This window comes from Desulfovibrio sp. SGI.169, assembly GCF_050313595.1.
In the GTDB taxonomy this organism is placed as follows: domain Bacteria; phylum Desulfobacterota; class Desulfovibrionia; order Desulfovibrionales; family Desulfovibrionaceae; genus Desulfovibrio.
In genome coordinates, this window is record NZ_JBNPLS010000006.1 from 22,827 (window position 1) to 49,090 (window position 26,264).

Here is a 26,264-nt window from a genome sequence, read left to right on the forward strand (position 1 = left end):
AGTCTTGTAACTTCATTATTTTCATAAGGATTCCATATGAAGCTCAGAGCACTGTGTTGCGGCGTCATGGCGGCGGCATTCCTGATCATGACTCTTTCCATTGGCGCGCGTGCCGAACAGAAGGAAGCCGTAAAGAAATTAAACGGCGACTATGCGCAAACATATAATGACATACTTGATCAGCTCTGCGATATTATTTCCATCGCATCATCAAATCCAGATTCACCGCCCGAGATGGAAGGTCTTGTCGGCGTGCTGGAAAGCTGTAAAACCGAAAATCCGGCCGAAACTTTCAAGCGTATTGGCTATGCCGTGCGGGATATCAATGCGGACGGCGCACCGGAGCTTGTCATCGGGGAAATTGAGGAAAGAAAAGGCGCTGCATGCTTTGGGCACACTCTGTACGCCGTCTATGCCCAGTCGAGGAGCAAAATATACTGTGTTGTGGAGGGGTGGGCCAGAAACAGCTTTCAGCTGATGGATGACGGCGGCTTTTTCAACCAGGGCTCCGCGGGCGCCATGTATTCCATTTTTGGAAGATATATTCTTCCTCCCCATAAAAATGCTGTCGCATGCAGTGATTTTTATTTTACCTATGAAAAGGACGAGACTCTTCAAATGGCTTATTACTACAACACTTCAGGGCAATTTGACAAAGCTGTTTCCCGGCAGATTGCAGAGGCGGCATACTATACCGCCCTCGCCGCGTATGGCGGGCGTGTTCAAAGGCTCCGTTTGATTCCGCTCGCCGCCCACGCGTCCCCCGTCCGTATCAGCCTCCCGTCCATTTCCGCGCAATGGGCCGAAGCGCTGGACCAAAACACGCCCCATCATGAGTTTATCGCCGACAAAACGGAAGCGCAGGTCAAAATCGCGTTTTCATCCCCAGCCGGCGTGAAAAATTTCAAGGTGTTGAAATTGAGCGTCACGGATGTGGATGATAACGGAAAGGCCACTTTCTCGACAAAGGAACTTTACACCCTCCCCGCTCTCACGCCGGAACGCCCTCTGGTGCTGGGGATGGCGTTTTATGGAAGCACGCCGCATTACGGAATTTCCTTTCTTGATGAAAAGGGCGAGCGCAAAAGATTCTTCATCAATAAGAGCGGCGAGGATGGCTCCATCCTGCTGGAAGCCTTCTGACGCCGCCCCCATGGGCGCGCCATGCCAAAAGGCGCATACTCTCCTGTGCAATGAGCAAACCGCGAAAATTTTACTGGAGGCGTCCGCTTATGAAAAAAATTTTTCTTTTGTGCCTGGCCCTGTTTTTTTGCGGCGGATCCAACCTGTGCCTGGCGGGGGAATACGTCAACGGGCGCTATGGCTTCGCCGTCAACTGGATGGACCCGGCGATTGGAGCCTTCACTGTGACGGAATCCGAGAATGGAGACGGCGTCACCGTGACGGACCCCACGCGCGTCGAGAGCGGTATGGAACTGCGCGCCTGGGGCAGCAGGGGATGGAGCGTCATGGGAATGGATTTTGAAAGCGGCCTGCGGGAAGCGTGCGGCAGGTTCAGCCATATAGATCTGAAGCGCGTCAACAGGGAAGAGGGCTGGTTTATTCTTTCCGGTACCGCAGAAAATGCCGTCCTGCATGTCAAGGGATATTACACGCCGGAAACGGTATGCCTGCTTTCCCTCCGCTACAGTCAGGAACAGCGGGAGATTTTTGATGATGCGTTTGCGCCGGGGGTGGTGCGTTCGTTTCGCAAATTAAGCGCAACCGGAGCGCCCGCTTTTCCGCCTTCCGGCATGCGCCTGTTGCGGGTCGGCCTTGAAGACGACGCCGCTGATGAACATGGCTGCCATTCCTTTTTGTTTACGGCCGAAGAAAACCTGAATTTTCTCATCCGCGAGGCCGAGTGGGATGACAAGGCATGTACCCTTAACCCGGGTGAAATCATAAGGAAAGTTGCCCTGAAAGAGGGCGAGGCCTGCCGGGTGCGCTTTCTGGTCCCCGAGGGCGTCCCGCAGATCATGATATGCGCTGATGAGATTTGCGACGCGCCGACATTCAGCGGCATGGATGGTTCGCTTGTCCTGGGGCCCGGCTTTGTGCGGGCCTCCCCCGACGATCCTCACGCGCCGGTGATGGCGGATATTCATTATATTTACGGAAGCGAGGGCATCAGGGAAGTGAAGTAGTCCCGTTTTTCATGCTGAAAGCGGGAAAAGCCGCTCTGGCGTCGGAGAAACAGGGCGGAACTTCTCCGGAGGGACTGCGCAACAAATGATGGAGGCCATTGCTGTGAAAAAAATGACGCAAAATCTGTTGACCCTGGCGATAATGGGATGCGTGCTGTTCTGGGGGCCGGGCCTGGCTGTGGCGGATCAGAAAAATGAGAGCACTTCTGTGGAGCAGGAGGAAAATGCCTCCATTCAAACCCCCGGCGACAGGCTGACTGGCATTGAGCTGCTTCTCGTACACAATGCCGTGGCGGCATTGTGGGGGAAGGGCAATATCACCGAACCGGGGCGGGAGGTAAATTGGGACGCGCTGTCCTCGCCTGAGCATGTGTTTGTGGAGCTTATTGAACTGTTTTGGCACAATAAAGCCTGGGTGTTTGAGGGGCTGGTGCGCCGCATGGCTTCCAGAAAAGACGGCATTGAGGTCATTGCGGCCAAGGAGCTTTTCAGTATGCGGTTTCATAAACTGTCGAATGGCAATTTTCACATTGATGAACTGGAGTTCAAGCCGCAGCCCAATCTGGAGTGAGGGACGTTATGAAAAAACTTCTTTTTGTTCTGTGTGTGGGCATGGTCGCCTTTTTGTTCGGCATTTCCTCTTCCCGGGCGGACTCCGGGGATAAAGCCGGTCTTTCCCTTCGCGATGAACTCAGCCTGGAGCATGTTATGCTCATGCTTTGGGATATGGGGTATACTTCTCCCCGCAAAATGGATTCCGCTGACTTGTGCCGTAGCACCATGACATATATGATGCATGGCCAATCAGAACTTGGAGAAAGCCGGGATGAAAACAATCCCGGCAATACGCATTTCACCAATATTCCTGACCGCTATTTCTTGTTTTTTCCGAAAAAGGCAGTGGAACAGACCGCACTGAATATCTTTGGCGGCTTTATGGATGGCAATACTTTGCCTGACGGGTATTTTTGCGGTTCCAATGGCTATTATATAGATATGGAAGCCACAGAGAAAGACAGGTTCATGATGCATGAGGGCGATATCTGGCTGCCAAGCTACGCGGAAATAAGCTCCGCGCACAGGGAAGCCAACGGAACCTGCATCATCAATGGCAGGCTGCGCCGGTTCAAAATGCTGGATGATTCCGCGGAGCGGGAAGAAATTCTCTGGGCAGCGGCGACCTTCATGGCGCGCTTTTCCCCCACCGAGAACGGCTGGAAGCTCGAAGCCTTCGTCATTACAGAAGAAGCCATGGGCTAATGGACGGCGCAAAGATATTCCTGTCAGGGAGAAGCCGCTTAATCCCTGCTTCAGGAACAGCCAGTTTACTGATGTTTGAAAAAATTGCTCAGGCGGGGAACAGGCATACCGTTTCGGCGTGCGCGAGTCCCTTTGTCAAACATTTCTGAGAAGCCCCTTCCCGAGAGGAAGGTTCTCCCGTAACCGAACCGGATAATCCCATTGAGGGCGTTACGCTGTCGGACAGTTTTTCGGGCTGTTCATGCGGGTACGCCCTCTTATAGTTATGTGCTCTGGCATCAGGGGGCGTACCTCTGACAACAGTAAAGCGGGAAATGCGCGTTGGGGAAAGCCTGCCGCACGCGGATGAAGATCTTTGAGGTTGATTATATTTATATAATAAAATTAATTAGTTATCTTATTATTTTGGAGTTTTTCATCTTTGAGATGATGCCTTTCAAGGGGAATCCTTCTTCATTTTCTGAATGAAAAAACAAATTTTACTCCGCGGGATGATTACAGACGCCGTGCTTCTGTCTACGCTGACCTTGAAATGCTGCCAGTATGCGGGCTTTCATGTCAGGGCGAAATTTTTTGGAGAGGGGGCGCATATGAAAAAGCGGGGGATGATGGGAAAGTGGAGTTTGCCGCTGGCTTTTTTGGGCATGCTCCTCCTGCTGCAGGGCTGCTCAGTCAGGCCGCTTCCCCAGCGGGACTCCGGCGAAGGCCTTGAACTGACGGTTCTGCACACCAACGATATCCATTCACACATCGCGGGTGTGGACAAATACGGAAACGCCTGCTTTGAGGAACCCGGCTGCCGGGGAGGCATGGGGCGCATCGCGGCCGCCATACGATCCGCCAAGACGAAAAACGATAATGTCATTGCGCTGGACGCGGGCGATCAGTTTCAGGGAACGCTGTTTTACAGCGTGAACAAGTGGCCCATGCTCGCTGAAGTTGACGCGCATATGCCCTATGACGCCATGACGTTGGGAAACCATGAATTTGATGAAGGCTGCGCGGATGCCGGGGCTTTCACCAGAAGCGTGCCCTTTCCGGTTTTGGCGGCCAATCTGGCCCCGAAACAGGAATGCCCGATGCGGCATGGCCGGACAAAACCCTATATCATTCGGAGGATACGAGGGGTTCCGGTGGGCATTATAGGCATTGCCAATGATGAAGTTGTGGAACTGGCGGCCGCCTGTCCGTTCACCGGCTTTGAAAAGGCGGAAAACGCTTTGTCGCGGGCGGTAAAGGAACTGGAAGGGCAGGGCGTGCGCCACATCATAGCGCTCACCCATCTCGGCTTGCCGGAAGATCGCCGTCTGGCCCGCGCCGTGGAAGGCATTGACGTGATTGTGGGCGGGCATACGCACAGTTTTCTGGGGCCCGGCTCCGAAGAAGGGCCGTACCCGATTGTGGAGCGCTCGCCGGAGGGAAACCCCGTTCTTGTGGTCACGGCAAAGCGGGCCGCCGTGTATCTTGGCGAACTGCATGTCGCGTTCGATACGTCCGGCGTTCCTGTGCGCTGGAGCGGCGGCCCCGTGGAACTTGCGCCTGACGCGCCGTCTGATCCCCGGATAAGCCCCTTGATTGCAAAATTTGCAGGCACGCTTGAGGAATATCGTCGCAGTGTTGTGGGCAGTCATAATCTCAGCCTGCCGGATGGGATGGATGCGTGCCGCGCAGGAGAGTGCCTGGGCGGCATGGTCATGGCAGACGCCATGCTGGCGTATGGCCGTCCCTATGGGGCCGCCATTGCCCTGTGCAACGGCGGTGGAATACGAGCCGCCCTCCCGGCGGGCAAGATAACGCGCGGCGATTTGCTGAGCATGCTGCCCTTTGGCGGCTCTGTGGTCGTGCGCAAGCTTGACGGCAAGCAAGTTCTGGAAGCGCTGGAACATGGCGTTTCGCAGGAAGGCGCCAAAGGCCCCAGGCTGCTTCAGGCGGCGGGCCTGCGTTATGTGGTGAACCCGGCGGGCCGCCCCGGTGGGCGGGTCAAGGAAGTCATGGTTGCGGATGCAATGGGAAAGAGCAGGCCCCTTGACGCGTCGGCTTCCTATCTCGTTGTTCTGCCTGATTTTCTGGCGCGCGGTGGGGATGGATACGCCATGTTTGCGAAAAGCGCCGTCGTTCCGTCCCCGGAACCGCTGGATGTTGATATTGTGGAATCCTGGATACGAAAGCATTCTCCGCTTCCCATGCCGGAAACAGGACGTATTGTGTACCGATGAACAAGGAGGGATATGCCGACTGTTTTACCCATTCAACAGGAATGCTCGTAAATAAAAAGGAGACGTCATTATGGCCGATAACTACACGGAAGTAACGAATACAAGCTGGTTTTCGCGTCTTGGAAATTCCTTTGGGGGGATAGGCGCGGGCATTGTTCTGATCGCTCTTGCCACTTTTCTGCTGTACTGGAATGAGGGGCGCGCCGTACGCACGGGCGACGCCATTGCCGAAGCGCAGATGCAAACAGTGGAGCTTCCCGGCGTCGGCGCGCTTGATCCTTCCTATGACGGCAAACTTGTTCATGCAACGGGGCGCGCTGTCACGGAAGATTCCCTCACCGACTCCATGTTCGGCATAACGGCGAAAGCCATCAGGCTGCGCCGCAAGGTGGAATATTACCAGTGGGTGGAAAGCTCCAAGCAGGAAACGCGCAAGAAGCTTGGCGGCGGTGAGGAAACCGTCACCACTTACAGCTACCAGATGAAGTGGGTGGGGCAGCCGGTTGACTCGCAGAGTTTCAAGCGGGTGGAGGGCCATGAAAACATGACCCGCATTCAGGCGGAAAACGAGGATCAGTATGCCGCGAACGTCACGTTCGGGGCATACAGGCTGCCGGATTTCCTCATCCGGTCCATCAGCGGGGAAAAGGCGATCACCCCCAATCTCAATGATGATCAGCGGTCGGAAATTCAAAAGGCCTTCTTTTCCAGAGCGCCCATACCCGACACGGTGAATGAGGCTCCTGAAAGCGGTGTGGAAAAAGTGACGCGCGGCCCGAACAGCATGGTTCATAACCAGGGCAATTTCCTTTACATCGGGCGTCGCCCCAACAGTCCGCAGGTCGGAGATGTCCGTATTTCCTTTTTTGAAGTGCCGCCGGCGGAAGTGTCCATCATCGCCAAAATCAGCGGCGATACCTTTGCGCCTTTCCGCGCTTCCAATGGCGAAAGGTTTTACAAGCTGGGCATGGGCGCGCAGGAACAGGCCGTCATGTTTGACGATGCCAAAAGTTCCAACAGTATTATGACCTGGATACTGCGCATCGCGGGCATCCTGTTGTGCGTTGCTGGCATACGGATGATCGTGGCGCCTCTTCAGGTCATTGCCGATGTGATCCCTCTGTTGGGCAGCATCGTGGGGGCGGGCGCCGGCCTGGTAGCGATGCTTCTTGGCTGCGCCTGGTCTTTTGTCGTCATCGCCATCGCATGGATTCGTTTCCGGCCTCTGCTCGGCGCATGTCTGCTTGGAGCGGCTGTGGCCCTGATCTGTTTCCTTTTTGTCCGGGGAAGGAGGCGCAAGGCTTCCGCTTCCGTCCAGGCATGAAACCATTAACAGGGAGTATGAACATGAAATCAGTAGTATCCATCTGTTTCCTGGCAGGCGTCTTGCTTTTGGGGACGGCGTCCGGCTCTTTCGCCCAGAAATACACGGTCTACTGCACCAACGGCAAGACAGAGGTTGATACCCGCACGCCACAGCAAATGAAATCGGCCAGGGGGGGCAACACATATGTGCTTGCCACCTTTGATTATAAGCTTGACGCAGACAAGTTTGCAAAGAAGCTGAATGGCCAGTGCCCCAAAAAATAGCCGTGTTATTGTCAAATTTCCATCAATTTGATCTGTCAGGAGAAGCGTGATGTATGGAAAAATAATACCAATGGCGCTTATCGCGTTTGGTCTCATGTTTGGTCAGGCGAACGCGGCGCCGTCTGTCAAGGTTTCGGGCAACAATGTTCAGATCAAGGAAGGCGTGGCGGACGCAGATGTTGCGCAGCTCCAGTCCGTCAAGAATGCGGCGACTGTGAAAGCCGAAAAAATCACGGACGCGGATCTGGAGAAAATCTGTTCGGCCATGCCCACCATGACGAAGCTTGAAATTTCTGACAGCAAGGCGCTGACGAATATAGCGCCCATAGCCGGACTTTCCCATCTGAAAGGCCTGAAAATAGGGGCCAAGCAGGTTAAGGACTTTAGCCCTCTGGCCAAGTTGACAAACCTGGAAAGCATAGATGTGAGCTCCGACGCCATGGGGCCTGATCTCACGTGGTTGAGCGGATTCACGAATCTGAAGACCCTCAGGGTATATGGCGGCAGCAATCTGACGTCGTTCAAGGGGCTTCCCGCGCTTGCCTCTCTTTCCAGCATCAGGCTTGGCGGGGCCTCACCCGCGGATTTGTCTCCGCTGCTGGGCATGACCGGTCTGAAGACGGTGGATCTCACCGGGTGCACCATTGCCGATCTGACGCCTTTGACGAAGCTGCCCAAAATGGAAGACCTCAATCTGTACGGCGCGCGCGTCAAGGATTTTTCGCCTCTTGCCGGCTGCCCCGCTCTGAAAAAACTCACCTACTATGCCGTGGAGGATGCGGATTTCAGCACGCTGGGCAAACTGACCCAGGTGGTGGAGCTCAAGGGCGGGCTGACCAAGCTGGATAACATCTCCTGGGTCGCGGAGCTGCCCAATCTGAAGAAATTCGACGTTTTCGCCGAATATGTGACGGATTACAGCCCGCTGACCAAAACCACCATTGAATCGTTCCAGATATGGAACATGCGGGCGCCGGTCGGCGATCTCGCCTCCGTGGGCCAGATGAAGTCGTTAAAGGAGCTGAAGCTGTGGAGCGCGGATGGCGCCACCAACTCCGCGAGCCTGAGTGGCCTTGGGAATCTGGAAAAGTTCACCATCACCACCGACTACAACAAGAAAAGCGGCGAACCCTTTGACTTTGCGGCTGCCTCCGGCTGGTCGAAGGTTAAGGAAATTGATGTGACCGGCGCCAAACTTGTCCATACCGACGGCCTGGCTTCGGCGGCCGCGCTGCAAAAGCTCACGCTGTCCAGGATCAAGGGGGATGAGCCGATCAGCCTGAAATTTGCGGGCAAGCTTGGAGCGCTGAAGACGCTCAGCCTTACGGAATGCAAAGTGAGCGACATGGATGCTCTTGCCTCGTGCGGCAGTCTGGAAACGGTCACGCTCAGCAAGGTGGAAGGCGTGAGCAGCCTCGCGGCTCTGAAGAAGCTGCCCTCTCTCAAGCGGCTTAACATCAGCAAGGGCGCCTTTGCCGACACCGAGCTGGAAGGCTTTGCCTCCGGCGTGAAGATCACCCAGCGCTAGCGCGTTTCACACCGGAACCGGAGGTTTTCTCCGGTTCCGGTGATAATACTGTTCCTCAGGAGCTGTTATGATAGTTGCAGCCGTTATTGTGGGCATAGTGGTCATCATCGGCCTTTACCTGATGGTCTTTTATAACGGACTTGTCAGGGGAAGAAACCTGGTGGAAGAAGCCTGGAGCGGCATCAGCGTGCAGCTCAAGCGCCGGCATGATCTTATTCCCGCTCTTGTCAATACCGTCAAGGGTTATGCCGCGCATGAAAAGGAGGTTCTTCGCCAGATTACCGAGGCCAGGGCGCAGGCCGTACATGCCTCGCCCGGCAATGTGGAAGCGGTGATGAAGGCCGAAAACGGCCTCAGCCAGGCGCTTCGCTCTCTTTTCGCCGTTGCGGAAAATTACCCCCAGCTCAATGCCAGTGAAAACTTCCTGCAGCTTCAGGAGCAACTGGCGACGCTGGAAGATGAGATTCAGATGGCTCGCCGTTACTATAACGGCACGGCCAGAGATCAGAACGACCGCGTTCTTCAGTTCCCCGGAAATCTGATTGCGGGAAATTTTGGCTTCAGCAAGGTAACATTTTTTGAACTGGATGATGAATCGGAACGCGCTGTTCCCCAAGTGAATTTTTAGGTATGCCGCGTTCACTTCACATCTGTTTTGCATGCCTGGCGAATCCGTTTCTGATGGCAGGGCATGCTGCGGCCACACCCCCCATAGATGTTTTGCAGTTCAACGCGCGCATTGCCAGCAGCGATGAGGATGCCATACGCGTTGTTGAGGATATTCTCATCAATGCCCCCACCTCCGGCACGAACAGGGGCTTCTTTCGGGATATTCCCGTCAAGTCCTCTTCTGTTTTTTAATGACCCCGACGCCGGCGCCGGCATGGTCGGCGGGTTGACCAGAAACGGCGTTGACTCCCGCTGGGGAGAGGCCAGAAAAGAAAAGGACAACTGCTGGGCAGGCCGTGATTTTCGTATCCGCATAACAGAGAATCGCTAACATTGGCATGTTGACATATGCTGTGGATAGGAAATGAAATTTTCTATCCACAGCAGCATATTCTCGCCAGTATTATGGAGAACAAGCCATGCGAAGAATGTTTATGATTTGTTGTTCCGTAACAGTATTGTTTTTTTTGCCCGTATTTTCTTGGGGAGCGGACAGGGAAGAGCTTGCTCCGGGGTATGACCGCTGCATGGAATCCGCAACTGGCGCTTCTGACATGCTTCAGTGCGGCAAGAATGCGTATCTTTACTGGGAAGAAAAACTTACGGAAAGCTATAAAAATTTGTGGGCGATCTGCAATGCCCTGGAAGGCCATTCATCTGAACAATGCCGGGAACATATCGCAAAAATAGAGAAAAGCGGTCAGGAATATCGCGAACAGGGAATGGATTTGATCCATCTGTTCTATGGCGAGGGCGATGACGTTCAGATGGCGCGGCTGGAGGCCCAGCGATTTAATATCGTGGCCGCTCAAAAACAGGCCAGCGCCATGGGCTCTCTGGCCTGTCCGGCATTGGATAATGCGCGGGCCATATTCGAGCGGCAGACGCTTTTGTGGGAACGCGGCATCGTGAAAAACTTTGATGTTCTGAGTGATGATATCCTGGATTCCGCGGTTTTGGGCGTGTACAACACGGGCGTCACACCGCTGGATGCCGGCTGTTATCTGCGCCGGGATGCCAATCCTGAGCTTTTCAAGGCCTCCAAACAAAATTTTGATTTGGCCCTGCACGCTGCCACCGCCGCTGACATTGCCACCTATTTTTTCGGGCGGCCAGCGCCGTTGCGCAACGTTACCGGGGAATATCTTTATGGCAATCAGGCCGATGGGCCGGTTATGTGCAGAGGAAAGATGACGGGGGTAAGCGCGGCGGCAAGCGGTATCGCCGTGCGGGGAGCCATTTTTTGCATGGAGGACCCTGTTTCGGAAAAAGAAACGCGCAATGCGGATATGGAAATACTGCTGGAAAAGAATGCGAAGGCTCCCCTTGGCTGGATCGTACACTCTGTTCATACCCATCCGGCCGGGGAATGAACGCGAAGCGGGTTTGCCATCAGTCTGAAAAACAGCTGATTTATTCACAGAATAAATCAGCTGTTCCTTAACCGGGGCTATATAAATTTAATCTTTCACAATTTTTTTGATTTTGATAAATTGTCTGTAATTTCAAAGATCAACTTTTAAATCGCCAGTTATTGTGCATCTTGAGCCTTCAGGGCATATGCTTAATATCCTTTTATAAATATATTCATTTCCTTCATATTCGTTTTGAATGCTATGAACAAATGTTATTGTATCAGAACTATCATTGATAGATAATAAATAATAGTCAGATTGTGTTCCAAAGTGTTCTATTTTGCATTTAATATAGCCTGTCATCTCAACATTTTTATAAAGTTTTATGCCAGTATCAGGGGTAGAAACAGCCCTGCTATTTGAATTGGTGATTTGTTTTGTTTCTTTAACGATATTTTTAATATTAACAAATTTTATAAAAGATTGCCGTTCTCTGGTTTCCAGATTGCCTGTAATGGTACAGCGGGAACCGGCGGGGCAGATTTTTAATATTTTTTCATAGTTCTCTTTGTTCTTATCGCTATCAGCAATAATATCCACAAGCTCTACCTGCTGTGTGTTGTCTGTAAGAGATAAACGATAAAATTCTGATCTATTATTATATTTTTCAGTTCGCATTTGATATAACCAGTTAAACTGATATTATCGTAATAATGTATATCATAATTGGGTACAGCACAGGCAATTTGTGGTAGAAAACAAAATATGGACAGCAAAAACAAATTTATAACAAAATAATTAATTTTTTTCATGTTAATTTTCTCATTTTTAAAAGAAGGTCTCAATTAAAAATTGTTCGAAATTTTCATTTTTTTGCAGTCATGCTCCCCTGTTTTGCGGGGGGCATGACTGCATGCCTAATATGCGTTGTCATAATCCGCATCATGGCTGTGTTCCGCGCGCGCGTCGCGTGGCGCGCGCACATCCAGATAGGTATCCGCGTTATTGATGACGTACCAGAGGCCGTCCTCATACTGCTTGACCCAGACTACGCGCTGCCTGTCCGAGCCTGACGAAATCAAAAATATCCGCATATAGTCCATTTCTTGAGATCGCTTGGTGAAGGCCAGCTGATAGTTCTGCGGCGACATACTGTATCCGTTTTCTGGGCTTGTGCCGGCGGCAAAGCTTCTGAAAATATAGTGAAATGAGGGATCCTTCATGCGCCCTATAAAGGTGACGTAGCGCCGGTTGTTTTCCAGGTTGACATCGGAATGCATGATATAGCGCAGCATTTTTGAAGCTTCCGCCCGGCGTTGCGGCTCAAGATAGCAGAAAACCGCGTCAAAATACATTTTGACAGCCCCTTCCGGGCTTGTGGCGGCGGACTTGCAGCGCGATTTGAACTCGGAAAAGGTTTGCGGAAGCCCTGTGGGAAAGTTCTGAGAAAGTCTTGCCGTGGATGATGCGGATGTTGCCGCTTCACTCAAAAGCGTCCGCCCAAGATCATAGAGTTGTGATGAACCCGAAGGATAGCGTGTATTTGATGGCACACACGCGGCAACCGGCAACAGGGAAAGCAGGGCGGTGCAGGTGAAGAGACGTCTTTTCATGCGGTTGTTCCTCCCATGACAAGTTTGATTTTCCGGTGTGGATGAAGGGGATGGAGCGTCGTATATGGGTGTTTTTCTAGCACAGACGCGTCTTCCACAGCATCATTCCGGTAATGAATTGTTTGAAAATCATCCCGAAGATGATGCCAGCGACAGGCCGCTTCAGCTACAAATGTCAGTGCATGCCGTCAGCCATGGCGTGACGGGAAGGCGAAAGAATGGCCGGGCATGCGCGCTCGGACGAGTCGCGGCATTTCTGTCGGGCATGTCGCTCTATGGCGGGGGATGAATTCATCATGGCCGGAAAAGCCATGGTGCAACGCGGCACTTTTCTGATTCAAGGAGGGAGGTCTATGGCTGCGCACTGGATGAAACGACTGATGGCCGGGTGTCTGGCGGGCATGATTTTTCTGTTTTCGGCGGGCGCTGGCGCTGCCGAGCGGAAAGAAAAAGTCATTCTTGATACCGATATGGTGGAAATGTTTGATGACGGCGTCGCTCTGCTTATGCTGGCGAAGTCGCCCAAGGTTGATTTGCTGGGGGTAACCTGCGTCACCGGCAACAGCTGGATGCAGGAAGGCGTTGCCTGTTCCCTCCGCCAGATGGAGCTGGCCGGCCTGAAGCATATCCCGGTTTATGAGGGAATGCGCTACCCCATTCGTCCGAATCGGCATACGCTGTTCGCCCTGGAGCGCCGGCAGTTCGGCATGGGACATGACGCGTGGCTCGGTTCGCTCAATCTTCCCGAACCCGCTTCATGGGAGGCGGCCTACCGCAAGCTGTACAAGGACGAACCCGCGCTCAGGCCCGCCGCGCAGCACGCGGTCAATTTCATTATTGATACGGTCAGGGCCAATCCCAACGAAGTCACCATCGCCGCCATTGGCCCGTGCAGCAATCTGGCCGCCGCCATACGCATGGCTCCGGACATCATACCGCTCATCAAACGTGTGATCTACATGGGCGGTTCTTTCTTTCAGCAGGGCAATGTGACCCCCTCCGCCGAGTTCAACTGGTGGATTGACCCCGAAGCGGCCCAAATCATGGTGCGGGCTCCCATCAGGGAGCAGATCGTTTTTGGTCTTGACGTCTGCGAGAAAGTGGTCTTTCGCAAGGCGCATTACGACCGGCTGCTGCGCAGCATCGGCGACAACAGCCTGTCCTCCATGCTGCGCGGCACCTTTGTCGGGCAGAGTTTTGAAAAGAACGCCGCATTCACGCATTTTGTCTGGGACGTTCTGGTTGCCGCGGCCATCATTGAGCCCGACATTATCACGGCAGAGCGCGCCTGCGCCATTGATGTGAATACCCAGTACGGGCTTTCCTACGGACAGTCCCTGGCCTACCCCAAAACCGCGCCCGAAGGTTGCCAGAAGGCGAGAATTGTCATGAGCGTCGATTCGGAACGCTTCTGGAATATGGTCAATGACAGGCAGTACTGGACAGTTCCGCAGAAGTAGGGGCGGCACGGCGCAAAATTTTTCGCCGTGCCGGCGGGGGCATATGACAACTGGGGGATGGCCCGCCTGAGCGGCGGGCCATCCAGGCTCAAGGGAAAATCTGATGACGCCCGATCCTTCCCGTCTCATCAATATGCTCAAAGGCTCGCGGGGCGTTACGCGCGGAGGCGGAACTTACACGAATTGGAGTTGTGAATGATGAGCTTGATAGTGTCCGCGTTGTTGTCCCTGTTCATTCCTTCCCAGGCATTGGCGGCGGCAGGCGAGGCCCCTTCCGCCGCGCCCGCCATAAGCTATTTTCAGTACTGGGTGAAATATGGAGACAAGGCCGCCCGCCCTGCTGAATACAGGGAACTCTCCTTTGAGCTGACGCGCAGCAGCATGAGTGTTTTTGTCCCTGCCCCCGGCGTCAACTTCTGCGGCCCTGTCGACAAATCCGTACACGAAGAGCTTTCGTTACTGGTAGCAGGGCTGGATTTGCGGGACTGGAAAGGCGTTCTCCCTGAAAACTCGTCCAAGGATGTCTTTGACCTGCTTCGTGAGAATGACGGAACAAAGTGCGTCTGGGCGTTGAGACTTGTTTTTATGGACGATCCCCGGGGAAATACCCCGGCACGCATCAGATTGTCCGGCATGGATGACGGTCGCAGCCCCAAACGGCTGCGGGCCGAAGCCGCACTGACGCGTTTTTTTGCCGCGCAAGGCGAATTGGCTCGGGCTGCAACTCCGCGCCTGATTGAGAATGTGGAATACCGCGCAGGGTCGGGAAAAAACGGGGTCCGGTATGGCCTTTATGCCCAAGACGGCAGGGTCATCCTGAATCGCACGCGACAGGGCGAACGGATATCGGAATACGTCAATGTGGGCGTCCTCTCCCGTCTTGATGCGTTGATACAAAACTATGAACTGGACAAGTGGCATGGCTTCAAAGGAGCGAATTTTGATTCGCGTGTGGCATCCGCCTTCGATGCGCGGCTGAAATTTGATACGCTGCAGGAGATCAACGCCAGAGGCAATACAGACCGGACGGGAGGGACGCCGCCGCATTTCGCCGAGGTGGACGCCGCGTTGCGCAAATTGCTGGACGATGCCCTTGGGGGCGATGCCGCTGGAACGCCCAATACCGAAAATCTGGGCAATCTGCGGGAATTTTCCTTTTCCACAGGCGAAATGTCAGCGGATTCGATGTTCAGCTATGAAATATATCGTCGGCGGGATGCCGCAGGGCCGCGCATGGTTCTGCGCCGCAAGCGCGGCATAGGTGGGGAACCGAAAGAGGCCATTCTGGACAAATCTTCCCTGGATGGCCTGGAAGCGTGTATCCGGGAACTGAATCTGTCGGCCTGGAACGGATTTCGGGGCAAGGCCAGATTCGTGCTTGACGGCGGGAGCTTCGGTCTGCGCATTGGCTATGCGGACGGCACGGTCATAGAGGCTTCCGGATCGAATGCCTTTCCGCCGGAATATGGCAAACGCACGGAAGCCCTTTTCCTGTATCTGGACGGGCTGCTTGACCAGCCCGGCAGCGTGGAGCCGCGATGAGGGGCGGATTGCTGCGGCTGAAGGAAGGAGAGCTGATGAAAAAAACAATAGCGTTTTGCGCCTGCTGTTTGGGCCATGCAGACGCCGTTGTGCGCCTATGCCTCCCCGGAAAGCGTATGTTCCGGGAGACTTGTGGAAAGTGGAGTCAGGGCGTGTACACACTGAGGCGGGATTAGCGCGAATTGGAGTTGTGAATGATGAGGTTGATACTATCAGCGTTGCTGACGTTGCTCACTCCTTCCCTGGCATTGGCCGCGGAAGGCGAGGCCGCTCCCGCCGCGCCCGCCATACGCTATTTTCAATACTGGGTGGAATATGGGGACAAGGCCGCCCGCCCGGGGGAATATCAGTCGTTCTCCGTTGAACTGAGTAGCGGCAGGCTGAACGTGTTTGGCCCCGCACGCGGCGTCAAGTTTGGCGGCCCTGTCGATGAATCCGTCTTACGGGAGCTTTCGACGCTGGTGGCCGGTCTGGATTTGCGCGGCTGGGAAGGCGCCCTCCCTGAAAACGCATCCAAGGATGCCTTTGATTTGCGCCGTGAGCATGGCGAAAAAAACTGTGTCTGGATGATGACAATCGTTTTCAGGGAAGACGAGTCGGGGAATGCCCCCGAAAGACTCAAATTGGCCGGCATGGATGACGGCCGCGCTTCCAAACGCTTGCAGGCCGAAGCCGCCCTGACGCATTTTTTTGTCGCGCAGGCCGAGCGGGCCCGGGCCGTGACTCCGCGCCATATCAAGCAGATGGGATACAGTGCAATGTCGGGAGAAAACGCTATATGGTATGGACTTTCCGCCGATGAAGGCAAGATCAGGCTGCAGCGTAGTCTGTGGAGAGCGCAAGGCGAATGCATGTCCGAATCGGAATACGTCAATGTGGACATCCTCTCCCGCCTTGATGCGTTGATAGAAAACTATGAACTGGACAAGTGGCATGGCTTCAAAGGAGCGAATTTTGATTCGCGTGTGGCATCAGCTTTCAATATGCAGTTGGAATTTGATACGCTGCAGGAGATTAACGCCAGCGGCAATACGGATAGATCGGGAGGGACGCCGCCGCACTTTGCCGAGGTGGACGCCGCGTTGCGCAAATTGCTGGACGATGCCCTTGGGGGCGATGCCGCTGGAACGCACGATGCCGAAAATCTGGGCCCCATACGGGAATTTTCTTTTTCCACAGGCGGCATGTCAATGGATTCTTTTATCCGCTACGAAATATACCGCCGACGGGATGCCGGGGGGCCGCGCATGGTTCTGCGCCGCCAGCGAGGCGTGCACGGGGAACCGGAAGAGGCCATTCTGGACAAATCCACCCTCGAGGACCTGGCGGCGTTTATTCGGGAGCTGAATCTGTCGGCCTGGAATGGATTCAACAGAAGCGCCAGAGATGTGCTGGATGGCGCAGGGTTCGGGCTGCGCATTGGCTATGCGGACGGCATGGTCATAGAGGCTTCCGGAAATAATGCCTGGCCTTCGGAATATGGCAAACGCACGAAAGCTCTCTTCCAGTATCTGGATGGATTGCTTGAGCCGAAGGCACGGTGGAAAAAGGGATCGGGTTCCCTGTGACGGCAGACAGAACGGTCGGATCGTTGCGGCTGAAGGAAGGAGCGCTGATGAAAAAAACGATAGCATGTTGTGCCCTGCTGCTTTGGGCCATGCAGGCGCCGTTGTGCGCCCAGGCCTCCCCGGAGGCGGAAGAGGCGAAAGCAGGAACCGATCAGGGGGAGGGAGAACTGTCCTTGCAGGAACTCAAGGGCGGCCTGCAGGAAGCTTTCGGCGGCATGGTGGGCGTCATGGGCGCCATCATGGGCGGGCTTTCTTCCGGCTTGCGGGAAGGAGCGAAGGATGCCCAGGCCCAACTGGACGGGGCGGACGGCGTGACGCTGATTCGGAATGCGGAGGAACTGGCCAGCGCTGTCAACGTCAGCGTCCTGTCCGCGGAAAAGCAGGCGGAGAAAAGCTGGCGCATTTTTCTGGCGTTCAGGAATCAGCGTGATTTTCCCGTGCGCCTGACCGGTCTTACCCAGAAGCAGAATGTGCTGCTGCAGGATGCGGAAGGCTTTGTTTACGAGCCCGCCGCCGGAGAGAACGCGCAGAGAGTGATAACCATTCCGGCTCAGGCCGCGGTTAAGGTTCCGTTTGATTTTGCGCGGGTTGACGCTGTGCCTCGTTCCATACGCCTGTATGGAAAAGATATACCTTTTCCTGAAGGGCTGTGAGCGTGTGCGGGAGAGAGGCAAACGCCACCGCCGAAAAATTTTTCCACTGGCGCGGGGAAGATAGTTTCACGCTTTCCCGCCGGATGACGCGACAGCGGCGCGAAGCTGTGGCAAGGGAGGGAGCATGCCTTCATTCTGGAAGATCATTGTTGCTGTTTTGATGGTTCTTGGCTGGGCGGCTGTTGCTCAGGCCGTTCCCGTTGTTCATCTGCAACCGGCTGCCCCTTCCGATGTCGCCTGCGACGGGGCTGTGGATGAAGCCGCCATGCTGAACACGGTTCAGCGCTGGATCAGGGAATGCAATACCGAACTGTCCGCCATTGGCAATAGCGATGAAAAACAAATCATACAGTCTTTGCTGGACATGGATGAGAGGCCTCTGGCCGCGCTGTGGAACTCTAATGTCAAGGCGGAAATAGAAACGCTTGTGGAGCCTGTGCTGGAACGTTGGCTCAATGTCAGGACAAGGGGAAAGAATCCCGCCGACCAAAAGGTTTTGGCCATGCTCGGTCATTTCGGTTTTATTCCCGACAGTGACGAAGGCGTGGCATATCTGCGCTTGAACTATGCCTTTTTTTACAAGCGCGTTCACTTCAGCCCGGAAGGCAGGGCTTTTGTGGATGTGCTTGTTTCCCAGCCGCTTTGCAAAGAGGAGTTGGGCGGTGAGGATTACTATATGGTTTGGTCTCAGAGCCATATGGCTGACTGGGCTGTCCAACTGGAGCATTTTCTGCGCGGCAATGCGGGAAGCCCGTATGCGCCTGATGCCCTGAAACGCTATCGGGCCATCATGAACCTTATGTTATTCCAGAATCTTCCCCCTCGCGGACAGGATGGAGTCATGGACCGGTGGGATTGGTGGAAGACGGAGATGCTGGGAGATATCGTAAAAACACATCGCGGTACGCTGACGGGAAGTCTGGTCGAGGAATTTATTGCCGGCGTTGACGCCAATGGCCGGAAAGAACCCAAAGACCTGAAGCCGCGCCTTGCCGCCCGCATCAATGCCGCCTTGGCGCCGGGAAAGGTCGAAAAGGCGGCGGAACAGAACGCCGCCGCAAGGGTTCGGTATTATGAAGGCAAAGGGTCCATCAACGGCAGGATTCCTGTTGCCGTCTGGTTTGACAGCAAAGATGGGCTTGTCTCCGGGGAAATCGTCTATACCAAAACGAAAGCCCGGACCCCCATCCGCCTTCTCGGCCGGAGAGAGAAGGACGGTTCCTACCGTCTGTTTGAAATGCTGCCCAATGGGAATATTGCCGGCACTATTACAGGCGTTCTTGTCAATGGCGTTCTGTCGGGAACATGGATCGGTCGCCCGAAGATCATAGTAAAAAATGAAGCCGATTATCAGTATGAAGAGGGTAAAAAGTATTCTATTACTGTCAGTGCTGTTGAAAGAACGCATGCGCCCTATACATGGGAATTTGAAGCTGGTAAAGCCTCTGGAATATATGCGTACAGCCGTGGCGATAACTGCGATAGCGGCACGGTTAATTTGCGGATTAATACTGACGGAACGGTTCGTTATCGGATTATAGGGCTTACCGGAGAGCCATTCTACAGAACAGCCTGTTTTCCTGAAGATGCCCTGTCCGATGAAACCGCCGCGGCAAAACTTAATGGCAATCGCATTCTCATTGAAGAAGATAAGGATTGTGCCATAGAATTGCTGTTGTACAGCGATTTTCTTGTTTCCCGATATGTCGACGGCAGGGACTGCCGGTTCCGTGTGGGAAACGGAGCGACCGCGGAAGGCGTGTTTCTCAGGAAACATTGAAACGCTCCGCGGCGCAATCTTATGAGGGGCCGGGGGATGAGCTTCCCCCGGCCCCCGATTCAGTCTGACCATGCGCTCCGTTTCGCGGCGCTTGCGCCGCTTCTGCCTATAAGCCCTTGAAATACACGTCCACATAGTCAACAACATGAGATTGACAGTTCGCCATTTCCTGAAGACGCCAGTATTTGCGGTTTTTCGTTACTTTGAAGGTAAATGTTCCATTGCGGGGACAAATTTCTCCTCCATAGATATAGCTTACTCGGGTGACTAGTTCTCCTGTGACTAAAAAAGTTTTGTCGTCAATAACTTCTACATCGCCATTCAGTGTCACATAGTCGTCTTTGTATTTCTGCTTTGCATCAATGCGCAGCATGCCGTCTTTGCTGGAAACTGTTGCTGTTCCCATAGGACCTTCTATCCATTGCAAAGAAAACATGTGTTTGCCAAGCAGTTTTTTTTCTGCTGCTGTTGTTTTGGGAACAAAGAGCTTGTTCAGATTTTCTGAAATTGCCTTTTGAATTGCAGGGGAGAGCTTATTGCCGTTGGCTCTGACTTTTTCAATAAATTTTGTGATCAGAGCCGCTGTTGCCGTGCCTTGGTTTTCTTGAGCAACGTTTTGCAGTGCCTCCATCCAGTCTTCAGTCATTTTGCCATTGTTATGAGAAGGGAAAGCGGGCGTATTAGGTAAATCACTGAGCAGAATATAGTTTACAAACTCAAGGTAGCGTTTTTTGCCTTCACTGCTATAAAATTTGTCATTTGCTACTGTTTTCAGATACTTTTCCCACTCAATTGCCCATGTTCCCATTTCTTTTACTGAATGGCGACAGCCGCCGTCAGAGAACAGTATTTGCGGCTGTGTATCCAATAACAGAAGAAAATCAGTATAGGCACGAATATCAAGACTGATTTTTTTGCGCAAAAGAACTAAATCTGCCATGAGACAAGGGTAGCCCTCGATACTTTTCGGCATCAGTCCATACTTTGCCAGCACATTCATGATTTTTTGGTCATCGGCGCTCAATTTGTTTTCGGATCCGCCATATTGGCTTTCTTGCCAGCGTTCCAGGAGAGGCGTTACACTTCCTTCCACTTCGGCGCTGCCTGCAAAAGGTTTATCGTTAGTCCAGGTGATCACTTCTTTTGCCGCTTTGGCTGAATCCATTTCTGCATATTTGCCAAGGACAGCATTGCAGTTTTGCGCCCATTTGGTCAAGGCAGCTTTCAGTTTGGCTTCGTCTACAGCCCCGTTGCTGGCGAGATCAGCATCTTGCGGCATGGGTAAAAGGTGTACATGCTCCGATGTTGCTCCGGCTGTATCAGCTGCGGGAGCTTCGTCTCTTTTCAGGGCTGTTCCCATTTCATCCGCCACCTCCATCACGTCCGCGGCGCTGATGTACACCGGGTCGCCGGGGGTTCTGTAAGCGAGATGAGCATAGATCAAGCCTTCTCCGGGATATGTCTCAAGCTGCCACACGATGAGCCATTGCGGATCGGAATTTTCCTCTGGCGTTTTCTGCACAATCGAGCCCTTTTTGATGGTATCCAGCACTTTGGACCCCTTGTCAGGTTTCGAAAATACAGGGGTATCGCGGACAACCTGCCAATAGGTCCAATAGGTGGAATTGGCGGCGTGGGCCGTGCCCGCGCACAAGGCCATGGCTAAGGCGCAACATGCGGCAAGCCAGAATTTTTTCATGATATGCCTCCGTTTCTTAACATTGCTTGGATTTCGCCTGGGGAGAGGATTTCGACACCGCAAAAATATGTCACCTCCAGTTACGCGGCTCATAGCGAAAAAAACGGGACAAGGCGTCATTCCCATGATGATTTCCCTAAGGCGCATCGGAAAAAAAAGGAAAATTCATCCCCGGAATGAAGCGAATCTCTGCAATCTGTGGTAGACTTGGTTCCCGGAGTGGGGCTTCCGCGCCCCCCTGGTGAAGCGGCGATACGGTGGCGGAATGCGTTCCGCCGGTTTGCGGATGGCCCGGCATCGCGGCTTCCGGGGAGCACGCCTTCCCTTTGGAATATGGCAAATGCCGGAAAGCCCGCGTTCAGTATCGGGCTGGATTGTCGACCGGTTCCCGGCAGCGGGGCATCTGTGAAAGAGAGGCATTTTCTTCGCATCATACAGCATAAGGAGTCAAGAATGAGAAAAGAGCTGTTCATTGTCAGCCTGTTCTTTCTGGGGATTATCGGCTGGTGCGGAAATGCTGGCGCAAATTCGCAACGAGATGACAACAGAGCGAAAATGACCGCGTTCAGGGAAACCATATTCCTGCCAGGGAATACTGCTTCAATATGATGGAACTGAATATGACATCCGGGGGCATATACCAGCGGTCAACAGAATCATGGCATGTTCCACAGTTGGGAAATATATTGTTGTTGATGGTCATGTCGGACAGAGGACAGGCGTATAGCTTATTTTCAATACTGCAATAAAAAATTTGAAAAAGAGATTGACGGCACCAATCTCGTTTGGCGTGCTGGCGATATTAGCGCCGCCATCTATTCATCAGGTTCAGATATATGCGCCTATAATGGCGAAATTCTTGCCAGTATGGATTTACCGGGAAACGCCTTCATCAGGGATATTGATTTTGCAGATAATTATGCAGGGATTAAAGTCACTATTTTTGAGTTGCTAGATAAAACGCAAACTATTCTTGTGCCAATATATGACGGAGATAAATGATGTTATTAAATTATATTTGATACTGGATATAAGTACATAATAATTTTGTAGAAGGCAAGTTTAATATGATTTGGAGCCTTTTATGAAAAGATTGATGTGTACTCTTCCAGTCGGGGTATTTTGGGTGGCTACAATGCCAGTCTATGCGGCCTCCAGCAACGAGGCAGATCGCCAGATTTCCTTTGCCGAGCATTACCTGAAGGAATTTGAAAAGGAAGTTGCCCGACAGAAGGGCGGACAAAAAAACGTTATCGCTATCAGAAGGTTGCGCTGGAAAGAGTGCAGTCATTGGTGCGGTCTTATCCGGACAGCGCCAAGGTAAAGGCTATGCATGCGCGCGCTCGCACCGCGCTTATGAAAAGCTACGGCAATTAATGGAGGAGTTCGTGGATGGTCAGGCGCTCGACAAACAGTATCCTCAAAGAAATTGAAGAAGAACGGGAAAGACGGGCCGCGCTGACGCGCGACGATCTGGAGCGGGAATACGAGGCAGTGCGGCTGAGCGGGTATGATATTGGCCTTGTTCTAACGTTTCAGGCGCATCTGAAAGACAGCATGCAAATAGCGTATCACTATGAGGTGGTGCTGAAAGAATGGAAAAGGGAGGGGATGGACCCTGATGATTTCGAGCACAGTTTTGCGGCTCGGAGAAAAGAAGGGCGGGACTTTCTTTTTCCCCTTCTGGATGAAAGGGGAGAATTTGAGTCCGTTCATATTGCCTATTTGATTGCACAGAGTTTTTGCCGCGAAAAGTTCTGTGAGGAGGAGCCGGAGCGTGAAAGGTTGACACCGTATCTGCTCAGGTACGCCGCGCTTTCTGAGCCAGTATTGCGCCGGAAAGCCATTATTGCCTTGGGCTGGGTCTATGCGCCGGGCAGATTTCAGGAGGAACTGGCCTGTCTATGTGATCATTTGCTCAAAGATGAGGATGTCTTGTGCCGGGCATGGTCCGCGTCGGCGCTGATGCAGCTTTTTTTTCATGGCGCGCCGGCGGAGGCTATCAGGGAATGCGCTCTGCCGTCTTTACGACTGTGTCTGGAAAAGGAAAAGGACGATTTCGTCGTTGGCGTGGCAATCGAGAGCTTTCAGGAGCTGTGGGGCGTGAAGCTTCGGCTGAGTCAGGTCGCCGTTGAACGCCGGGATCATGACGTCATCGAAAAAGCGCGAAAGCGCGCGTTGAAATATGTGAACCGCAGTTTCGGTGTGGATAGACCCTGAAAATCCTGAAGAATAATCTCATGCCTGCAGAGTGGCCCTAGCAATGCGCTGCTGGTAGGGGGGCTGGTTGGGTTCCGCCACAATTACAATTATCCATCAAAAACAGCCTTTTTCGCGCTAACCACGTCACTGGGCGATTTTTGTCGGTCACGTACATGTCAATAAATTTGACATGTAATACATTGATATGATTTATGCAAAAATAAACTTGCAAAAAATACTCCGGCAATTACCCTAAGAAAATTGTGATATTACCGGGTGTCATTGGATGATATTGGATGATTGGTCGAATTGCTATTATTAATAATATTATATAGTCAATAAATACAATATGGGCGCTATTTTGTGCAAAAAACACAGGATAATTGTTTATTTATGTACATTACTTTATCTGTCTGTATCATTTATGCTATTAATGGTGGTGTAAGAGGTAACTTTGGAACTCTGCTAGAACCTATAGTTAGCAACAGCGAGCTTTCCTATGCAGATGTCAGTTTTGTCTTTGCAATAAGTCAGCTTATCTTCGGTCTGCTTCAACCAGTATTTGGCATTCTAGCTCTCAGAACATCCGAACGTTTTGTGTTGGTTTGCGGCTTCTGCTCATGGGTAGCGGCTTCCTACTCACGCCGTTTTGCCATGCCATGTGATCCTTGATGCTGTCTCTGGGGCTATTGCTACCGGCAGGCACAGCCGCCCTTTCCTTTGGTCTCTTACTCAGCATTGCGGCAGGACAGGTACCGCTATTTCCGGATTTCTCAATGCCAGCAGTGGGTTGGGCACCACGGTTCTTGCACCAGTTTTGCAGGGAATGCTTACCGTTGGCGGCATATTGGGGGCCATGTTTTTTTTTGGGAATACCCTCACTGATGCTGTTGCCACTTGCTTTCTGGCTGTGCCGCCACAAGACAAATTCACCCCGCATGGCTCCCGTTGTACGGGAATCTGGAAGAAGTATAATTTTTTCCGCACTGGGCCACCGCAACTATATTTTTCTGATACTTGCTTTTTTTACTTGCGGTTTTCATATGTCCATACTGGAAACGCATTTTTTCAATCAGCTTTTGACGTTTGGTTTCAGCCGTGAAACGGCTGCGATTTTATTTTCCGTGTATGGACTATTGACAATGGTTGGTTCTGCCCTTTCCGGGCTATTGTGTTGTCGTATTTCAATGAAAAATCTCCTTGGCAGCATCTACGCTGTGCGTATTATTTTGGCGATTATGCTCATTATTATGCCAAAAATGATGATCTTTATCATTACTTTTATCATTATTCTTGGGTTAACTAGTGATTCGACAGTTTCTCCGACAGCTGGTCTTATTCTTAAAGACTTTGGTGTTGCTAAACTCCCTACACTCTTTGGCCTAGCTTTTCTCACACATCAGATTGGATGCTTCAGTAGTGCATGGATTGGGGGAATACTTGTTAAAACTACAGGTGTATTTGAGTATCTCTGGCTATGTGATGCAGTATTAAGCGCAATGGCATCTACAGTAAGCTACCTTGTTCGTGAAAAGTATTGAACACTCCACCGGCTTTAGCCGGTGGAGTGTTCAAACCCCGAAAAATGGGGTGTGTCCATGTACCTTCTCAAATTTGGTTGGACGACAAAATAACATTTTATTGAGTAATAACAATATGTTTTGTGTATATTTTGATGATATTCGACACTATGAGGCGTTGTACATGAGCACTCCCTCATATACTATTTTCGGGAATATTTACCTGATATATATCTATTACATGTCCTCCTGCTCCTTGGCGTCCCTGCGAAGTTGTCACGATTTTTTTCCCATCCGGGCTTACCGCCAGCCCAACGCCATATGGTGAAACAGCAATTTGATCGATTATTTTCCATTGCTCAAGATCAATCATGGATAATCTGGAATCAAGATTACTGACAGCATAAATATATTTGCCGTCAGGAGATAAAGAAATGGTTCTTGCGCCCTTGCCTACAAAAATAGTTTCAGGATTTGCATTTATAATTTTTGTTGTTGAAGCCAAAAGATCATCCAACACCTTAGGGAGATCGATTCTGCTAATGTAACCGCTTGCATTGGAAGATACATACATCGTTGATCCATATCGAACAAGATGCCGAGGCGTTGCCGGTATTCCCGTCAATATTCCAATTCTTTCTCCGGTATGGATATCGAATACGGAAATATTTCCAGTACGCATGCGCCCCACGAGTAAATACTGTGAATTTGGGCTGAAAACAGCGCCACGCAGGCAATGTCCGCAGTTGGAGTCTCTATTCCCGCATATATTTTCGAGATTGAGCTTTTTTTCATCAACAAGCTGTCGCGTATAATGAAAATCACCTGGATTATCTGAATTTATGTCTATAAGACAGATTGTATTATCTCCCCAGTTGATTACAGCCATCGTGCTGCCGTCAGGAGAAAGCGCCAGCATTTTGGGAACAGTTCCCGTTGGCATAATTCTTACCGGCAAATATGTGGCTGTATCTATGATAACAACTGCGGAAGGCGACGTGCCTTTTGTGTCCCAGCTTCTTCTATAATAAGTTGTCCATAAATATTTGCCATTATGGGAAAGAACGGATTCCACAGGTTTTCCAGAGAAGCAATTTGTTTTTCCATTTTTTGGTATTGTGAAGTAGGGATAATCAAATACGCGATCTCCATTTTGAAAAAGTGGAGAGTCCTCTTCTGAAAAACTGTGTTGAATTATTTGCAATTCCTCGAAAGAATCGCTGTCGAAAACAACTGTTCTCATGCCTTCAAGAGAATTGATGAAGAATTTTGTCCCGTCCAGTGAAAATATAACTGATTTTGGAGATGAAATATTGGGGCCACGAAGGCTTTTCACATGCTTAAGATACTTGTGAAATTCAAGCTTGGGCTGGGTTGAATCACAAAGCCCGTGAGTTTTAAAATAGGGAGAAAAAAGCAGGCAGGCGCCGCACATGATCCAAAGGGCAAGATGTTTAAACAT

24 protein-coding genes are annotated in these 26,264 nt (G+C 52.1%); 19 read left to right on the forward strand and 5 right to left on the reverse strand.

From position 1 onward, the window contains the following. Window positions 1-36: 36 nt before the first annotated feature. The 9 genes from ACQRA4_RS04665 (at window position 37) to ACQRA4_RS04705 (ending at window position 9,369) form a co-directional block, all read left to right on the forward strand. The gene (locus tag ACQRA4_RS04665) at window positions 37-1,143 is read left to right on the forward strand and encodes a hypothetical protein (RefSeq protein WP_427821928.1); all 1,107 of its coding nucleotides are present in this window, start codon (window positions 37-39) and stop codon (window positions 1,141-1,143) included. Between the two features lie 89 nt (window positions 1,144-1,232). After that, window positions 1,233-2,147, forward strand: coding sequence for a hypothetical protein (locus ACQRA4_RS04670; protein WP_427821929.1), 915 nt, complete (start codon window positions 1,233-1,235; stop codon window positions 2,145-2,147). Window positions 2,148-2,250: 103 nt separating this feature from the next. Further along, complete coding sequence (locus ACQRA4_RS04675) at window positions 2,251-2,718, forward strand: hypothetical protein (protein WP_427821930.1); 468 nt, start codon at window positions 2,251-2,253, stop codon at window positions 2,716-2,718. A 35-nt stretch (window positions 2,719-2,753) separates the two neighbouring features. Then, window positions 2,754-3,407: a hypothetical protein gene (locus ACQRA4_RS04680; protein WP_427821931.1), complete on the forward strand. Its 654-nt coding sequence runs from the start codon at window positions 2,754-2,756 to the stop codon at window positions 3,405-3,407. Between the two features lie 590 nt (window positions 3,408-3,997). Next, window positions 3,998-5,623 (forward strand): bifunctional metallophosphatase/5'-nucleotidase, encoded by a 1,626-nt coding sequence (locus ACQRA4_RS04685; RefSeq protein ID WP_427821932.1) that lies wholly within the window; start codon window positions 3,998-4,000, stop codon window positions 5,621-5,623. Window positions 5,624-5,693: 70 nt separating this feature from the next. Further along, window positions 5,694-6,947: a TMEM43 family protein gene (locus tag ACQRA4_RS04690; RefSeq protein WP_427821933.1), complete on the forward strand. Its 1,254-nt coding sequence runs from the start codon at window positions 5,694-5,696 to the stop codon at window positions 6,945-6,947. Between the two features lie 23 nt (window positions 6,948-6,970). Continuing rightward, complete coding sequence (locus ACQRA4_RS04695; RefSeq protein WP_427821934.1) at window positions 6,971-7,213, forward strand: hypothetical protein; 243 nt, start codon at window positions 6,971-6,973, stop codon at window positions 7,211-7,213. A 163-nt stretch (window positions 7,214-7,376) separates the two neighbouring features. Next, window positions 7,377-8,741, forward strand: coding sequence for a hypothetical protein (locus ACQRA4_RS04700; protein ID WP_427821935.1), 1,365 nt, complete (start codon window positions 7,377-7,379; stop codon window positions 8,739-8,741). A gap of 67 nt (window positions 8,742-8,808) precedes the next feature. Then, window positions 8,809-9,369 (forward strand): LemA family protein, encoded by a 561-nt coding sequence (locus ACQRA4_RS04705; RefSeq protein WP_427821936.1) that lies wholly within the window; start codon window positions 8,809-8,811, stop codon window positions 9,367-9,369. Window positions 9,370-9,380: 11 nt separating this feature from the next. On the opposite strand, the gene ACQRA4_RS04710 is transcribed toward ACQRA4_RS04705, so the two are convergent. Continuing rightward, complete coding sequence (locus ACQRA4_RS04710) at window positions 9,381-9,725, reverse strand: hypothetical protein (protein ID WP_427821937.1); 345 nt, start codon at window positions 9,723-9,725, stop codon at window positions 9,381-9,383. A gap of 212 nt (window positions 9,726-9,937) precedes the next feature. Here ACQRA4_RS04710 and ACQRA4_RS04715 point away from each other — a divergent pair, with 212 nt between their 5' ends. Beyond that, window positions 9,938-10,783: a hypothetical protein gene (locus ACQRA4_RS04715; protein ID WP_427821938.1), complete on the forward strand. Its 846-nt coding sequence runs from the start codon at window positions 9,938-9,940 to the stop codon at window positions 10,781-10,783. 132 nt (window positions 10,784-10,915) lie between these two features. Here the strand turns inward: ACQRA4_RS04715 and ACQRA4_RS04720 are convergent, their stop codons facing one another. Together ACQRA4_RS04720 and ACQRA4_RS04725 are read right to left on the reverse strand one after the other, a co-directional pair. Continuing rightward, entirely contained in the window at window positions 10,916-11,443 is a 528-nt protein-coding gene (locus tag ACQRA4_RS04720; protein ID WP_427821939.1) for a hypothetical protein, read from the reverse strand. A gap of 239 nt (window positions 11,444-11,682) precedes the next feature. Beyond that, window positions 11,683-12,378, reverse strand: a complete 696-nt coding sequence (locus ACQRA4_RS04725; RefSeq protein ID WP_427821940.1) for a DUF6935 domain-containing protein — start codon at window positions 12,376-12,378, stop codon at window positions 11,683-11,685. 64 nt (window positions 12,379-12,442) lie between these two features. On the opposite strand from ACQRA4_RS04725, the gene ACQRA4_RS04730 reads away from it, so the two are divergent. The 6 genes from ACQRA4_RS04730 (at window position 12,443) to ACQRA4_RS04755 (ending at window position 19,381) form a co-directional block, all read left to right on the forward strand. Next, window positions 12,443-12,667 carry a hypothetical protein gene (locus ACQRA4_RS04730; RefSeq protein ID WP_427821941.1) on the forward strand — a complete coding sequence of 75 codons (225 nt, stop codon included), beginning with the start codon at window positions 12,443-12,445 and terminating at the stop codon, window positions 12,665-12,667. 64 nt (window positions 12,668-12,731) lie between these two features. Beyond that, the gene (locus ACQRA4_RS04735) at window positions 12,732-13,838 is read left to right on the forward strand and encodes a nucleoside hydrolase (RefSeq protein WP_427821942.1); all 1,107 of its coding nucleotides are present in this window, start codon (window positions 12,732-12,734) and stop codon (window positions 13,836-13,838) included. Between the two features lie 210 nt (window positions 13,839-14,048). After that, window positions 14,049-15,380, forward strand: coding sequence for a hypothetical protein (locus ACQRA4_RS04740; RefSeq protein WP_427821943.1), 1,332 nt, complete (start codon window positions 14,049-14,051; stop codon window positions 15,378-15,380). 194 nt (window positions 15,381-15,574) lie between these two features. Further along, entirely contained in the window at window positions 15,575-16,948 is a 1,374-nt protein-coding gene (locus ACQRA4_RS04745; RefSeq protein WP_427821944.1) for a hypothetical protein, read from the forward strand. Window positions 16,949-16,995: 47 nt separating this feature from the next. Further along, on the forward strand, window positions 16,996-17,601 hold the full coding sequence (locus ACQRA4_RS04750; RefSeq protein ID WP_427821945.1) for a hypothetical protein: 606 nt from the start codon (window positions 16,996-16,998) through the stop codon (window positions 17,599-17,601). Between the two features lie 124 nt (window positions 17,602-17,725). Beyond that, window positions 17,726-19,381 (forward strand): hypothetical protein, encoded by a 1,656-nt coding sequence (locus ACQRA4_RS04755; RefSeq protein ID WP_427821946.1) that lies wholly within the window; start codon window positions 17,726-17,728, stop codon window positions 19,379-19,381. A 106-nt stretch (window positions 19,382-19,487) separates the two neighbouring features. Here the strand turns inward: ACQRA4_RS04755 and ACQRA4_RS04760 are convergent, their stop codons facing one another. Next, window positions 19,488-21,080, reverse strand: coding sequence for a hypothetical protein (locus ACQRA4_RS04760; RefSeq protein ID WP_427821947.1), 1,593 nt, complete (start codon window positions 21,078-21,080; stop codon window positions 19,488-19,490). A gap of 453 nt (window positions 21,081-21,533) precedes the next feature. Between ACQRA4_RS04760 and ACQRA4_RS04765 the strand changes: the two genes are divergently transcribed. The 3 genes from ACQRA4_RS04765 to ACQRA4_RS04775 all read left to right on the forward strand — a co-directional run bounded on the left by ACQRA4_RS04765 (window position 21,534) and on the right by ACQRA4_RS04775 (window position 24,823). Then, a complete protein-coding gene (locus ACQRA4_RS04765) occupies window positions 21,534-21,689 on the forward strand; it encodes a hypothetical protein (protein ID WP_427821948.1) in 156 nt (51 codons plus the stop codon). 783 nt (window positions 21,690-22,472) lie between these two features. Further along, window positions 22,473-23,300: a HEAT repeat domain-containing protein gene (locus tag ACQRA4_RS04770; RefSeq protein WP_427821949.1), complete on the forward strand. Its 828-nt coding sequence runs from the start codon at window positions 22,473-22,475 to the stop codon at window positions 23,298-23,300. Between the two features lie 653 nt (window positions 23,301-23,953). Further along, window positions 23,954-24,823, forward strand: coding sequence for a hypothetical protein (locus tag ACQRA4_RS04775; RefSeq protein ID WP_427821950.1), 870 nt, complete (start codon window positions 23,954-23,956; stop codon window positions 24,821-24,823). A 175-nt stretch (window positions 24,824-24,998) separates the two neighbouring features. Here ACQRA4_RS04775 and ACQRA4_RS04780 read toward each other — a convergent pair whose 3' ends face one another. Continuing rightward, a complete protein-coding gene (locus ACQRA4_RS04780; RefSeq protein WP_427821951.1) occupies window positions 24,999-26,264 on the reverse strand; it encodes a hypothetical protein in 1,266 nt (421 codons plus the stop codon).

Coding starts and splice junctions, on each gene's coding strand:
- ACQRA4_RS04715 (WP_427821938.1), top strand. CDS start 9,938: ATGGAATCCGCAACTGGCGCTTCTGACATGCTTCAGTGCGGCAAGAAT.
- ACQRA4_RS04760 (WP_427821947.1), bottom strand. CDS start 21,080: ATGAAAAAATTCTGGCTTGCCGCATGTTGCGCCTTAGCCATGGCCTTG.
- ACQRA4_RS04765 (WP_427821948.1), top strand. CDS start 21,534: ATGAGAAAAGAGCTGTTCATTGTCAGCCTGTTCTTTCTGGGGATTATC.
- ACQRA4_RS04690 (WP_427821933.1), top strand. CDS start 5,694: ATGGCCGATAACTACACGGAAGTAACGAATACAAGCTGGTTTTCGCGT.
- ACQRA4_RS04725 (WP_427821940.1), bottom strand. CDS start 12,378: ATGAAAAGACGTCTCTTCACCTGCACCGCCCTGCTTTCCCTGTTGCCG.
- ACQRA4_RS04780 (WP_427821951.1), bottom strand. CDS start 26,264: ATGTTTAAACATCTTGCCCTTTGGATCATGTGCGGCGCCTGCCTGCTT.
- ACQRA4_RS04685 (WP_427821932.1), top strand. CDS start 3,998: ATGAAAAAGCGGGGGATGATGGGAAAGTGGAGTTTGCCGCTGGCTTTT.
- ACQRA4_RS04770 (WP_427821949.1), top strand. CDS start 22,473: ATGGTCAGGCGCTCGACAAACAGTATCCTCAAAGAAATTGAAGAAGAA.
- ACQRA4_RS04745 (WP_427821944.1), top strand. CDS start 15,575: ATGATGAGGTTGATACTATCAGCGTTGCTGACGTTGCTCACTCCTTCC.
- ACQRA4_RS04710 (WP_427821937.1), bottom strand. CDS start 9,725: ATGCGGATACGAAAATCACGGCCTGCCCAGCAGTTGTCCTTTTCTTTT.
- ACQRA4_RS04735 (WP_427821942.1), top strand. CDS start 12,732: ATGGCTGCGCACTGGATGAAACGACTGATGGCCGGGTGTCTGGCGGGC.
- ACQRA4_RS04665 (WP_427821928.1), top strand. CDS start 37: ATGAAGCTCAGAGCACTGTGTTGCGGCGTCATGGCGGCGGCATTCCTG.
- ACQRA4_RS04730 (WP_427821941.1), top strand. CDS start 12,443: ATGGGTGTTTTTCTAGCACAGACGCGTCTTCCACAGCATCATTCCGGT.
- ACQRA4_RS04775 (WP_427821950.1), top strand. CDS start 23,954: ATGCTGTCTCTGGGGCTATTGCTACCGGCAGGCACAGCCGCCCTTTCC.
- ACQRA4_RS04755 (WP_427821946.1), top strand. CDS start 17,726: ATGCCTTCATTCTGGAAGATCATTGTTGCTGTTTTGATGGTTCTTGGC.
- ACQRA4_RS04750 (WP_427821945.1), top strand. CDS start 16,996: ATGAAAAAAACGATAGCATGTTGTGCCCTGCTGCTTTGGGCCATGCAG.
- ACQRA4_RS04705 (WP_427821936.1), top strand. CDS start 8,809: ATGATAGTTGCAGCCGTTATTGTGGGCATAGTGGTCATCATCGGCCTT.
- ACQRA4_RS04695 (WP_427821934.1), top strand. CDS start 6,971: ATGAAATCAGTAGTATCCATCTGTTTCCTGGCAGGCGTCTTGCTTTTG.
- ACQRA4_RS04670 (WP_427821929.1), top strand. CDS start 1,233: ATGAAAAAAATTTTTCTTTTGTGCCTGGCCCTGTTTTTTTGCGGCGGA.
- ACQRA4_RS04720 (WP_427821939.1), bottom strand. CDS start 11,443: ATGCGAACTGAAAAATATAATAATAGATCAGAATTTTATCGTTTATCT.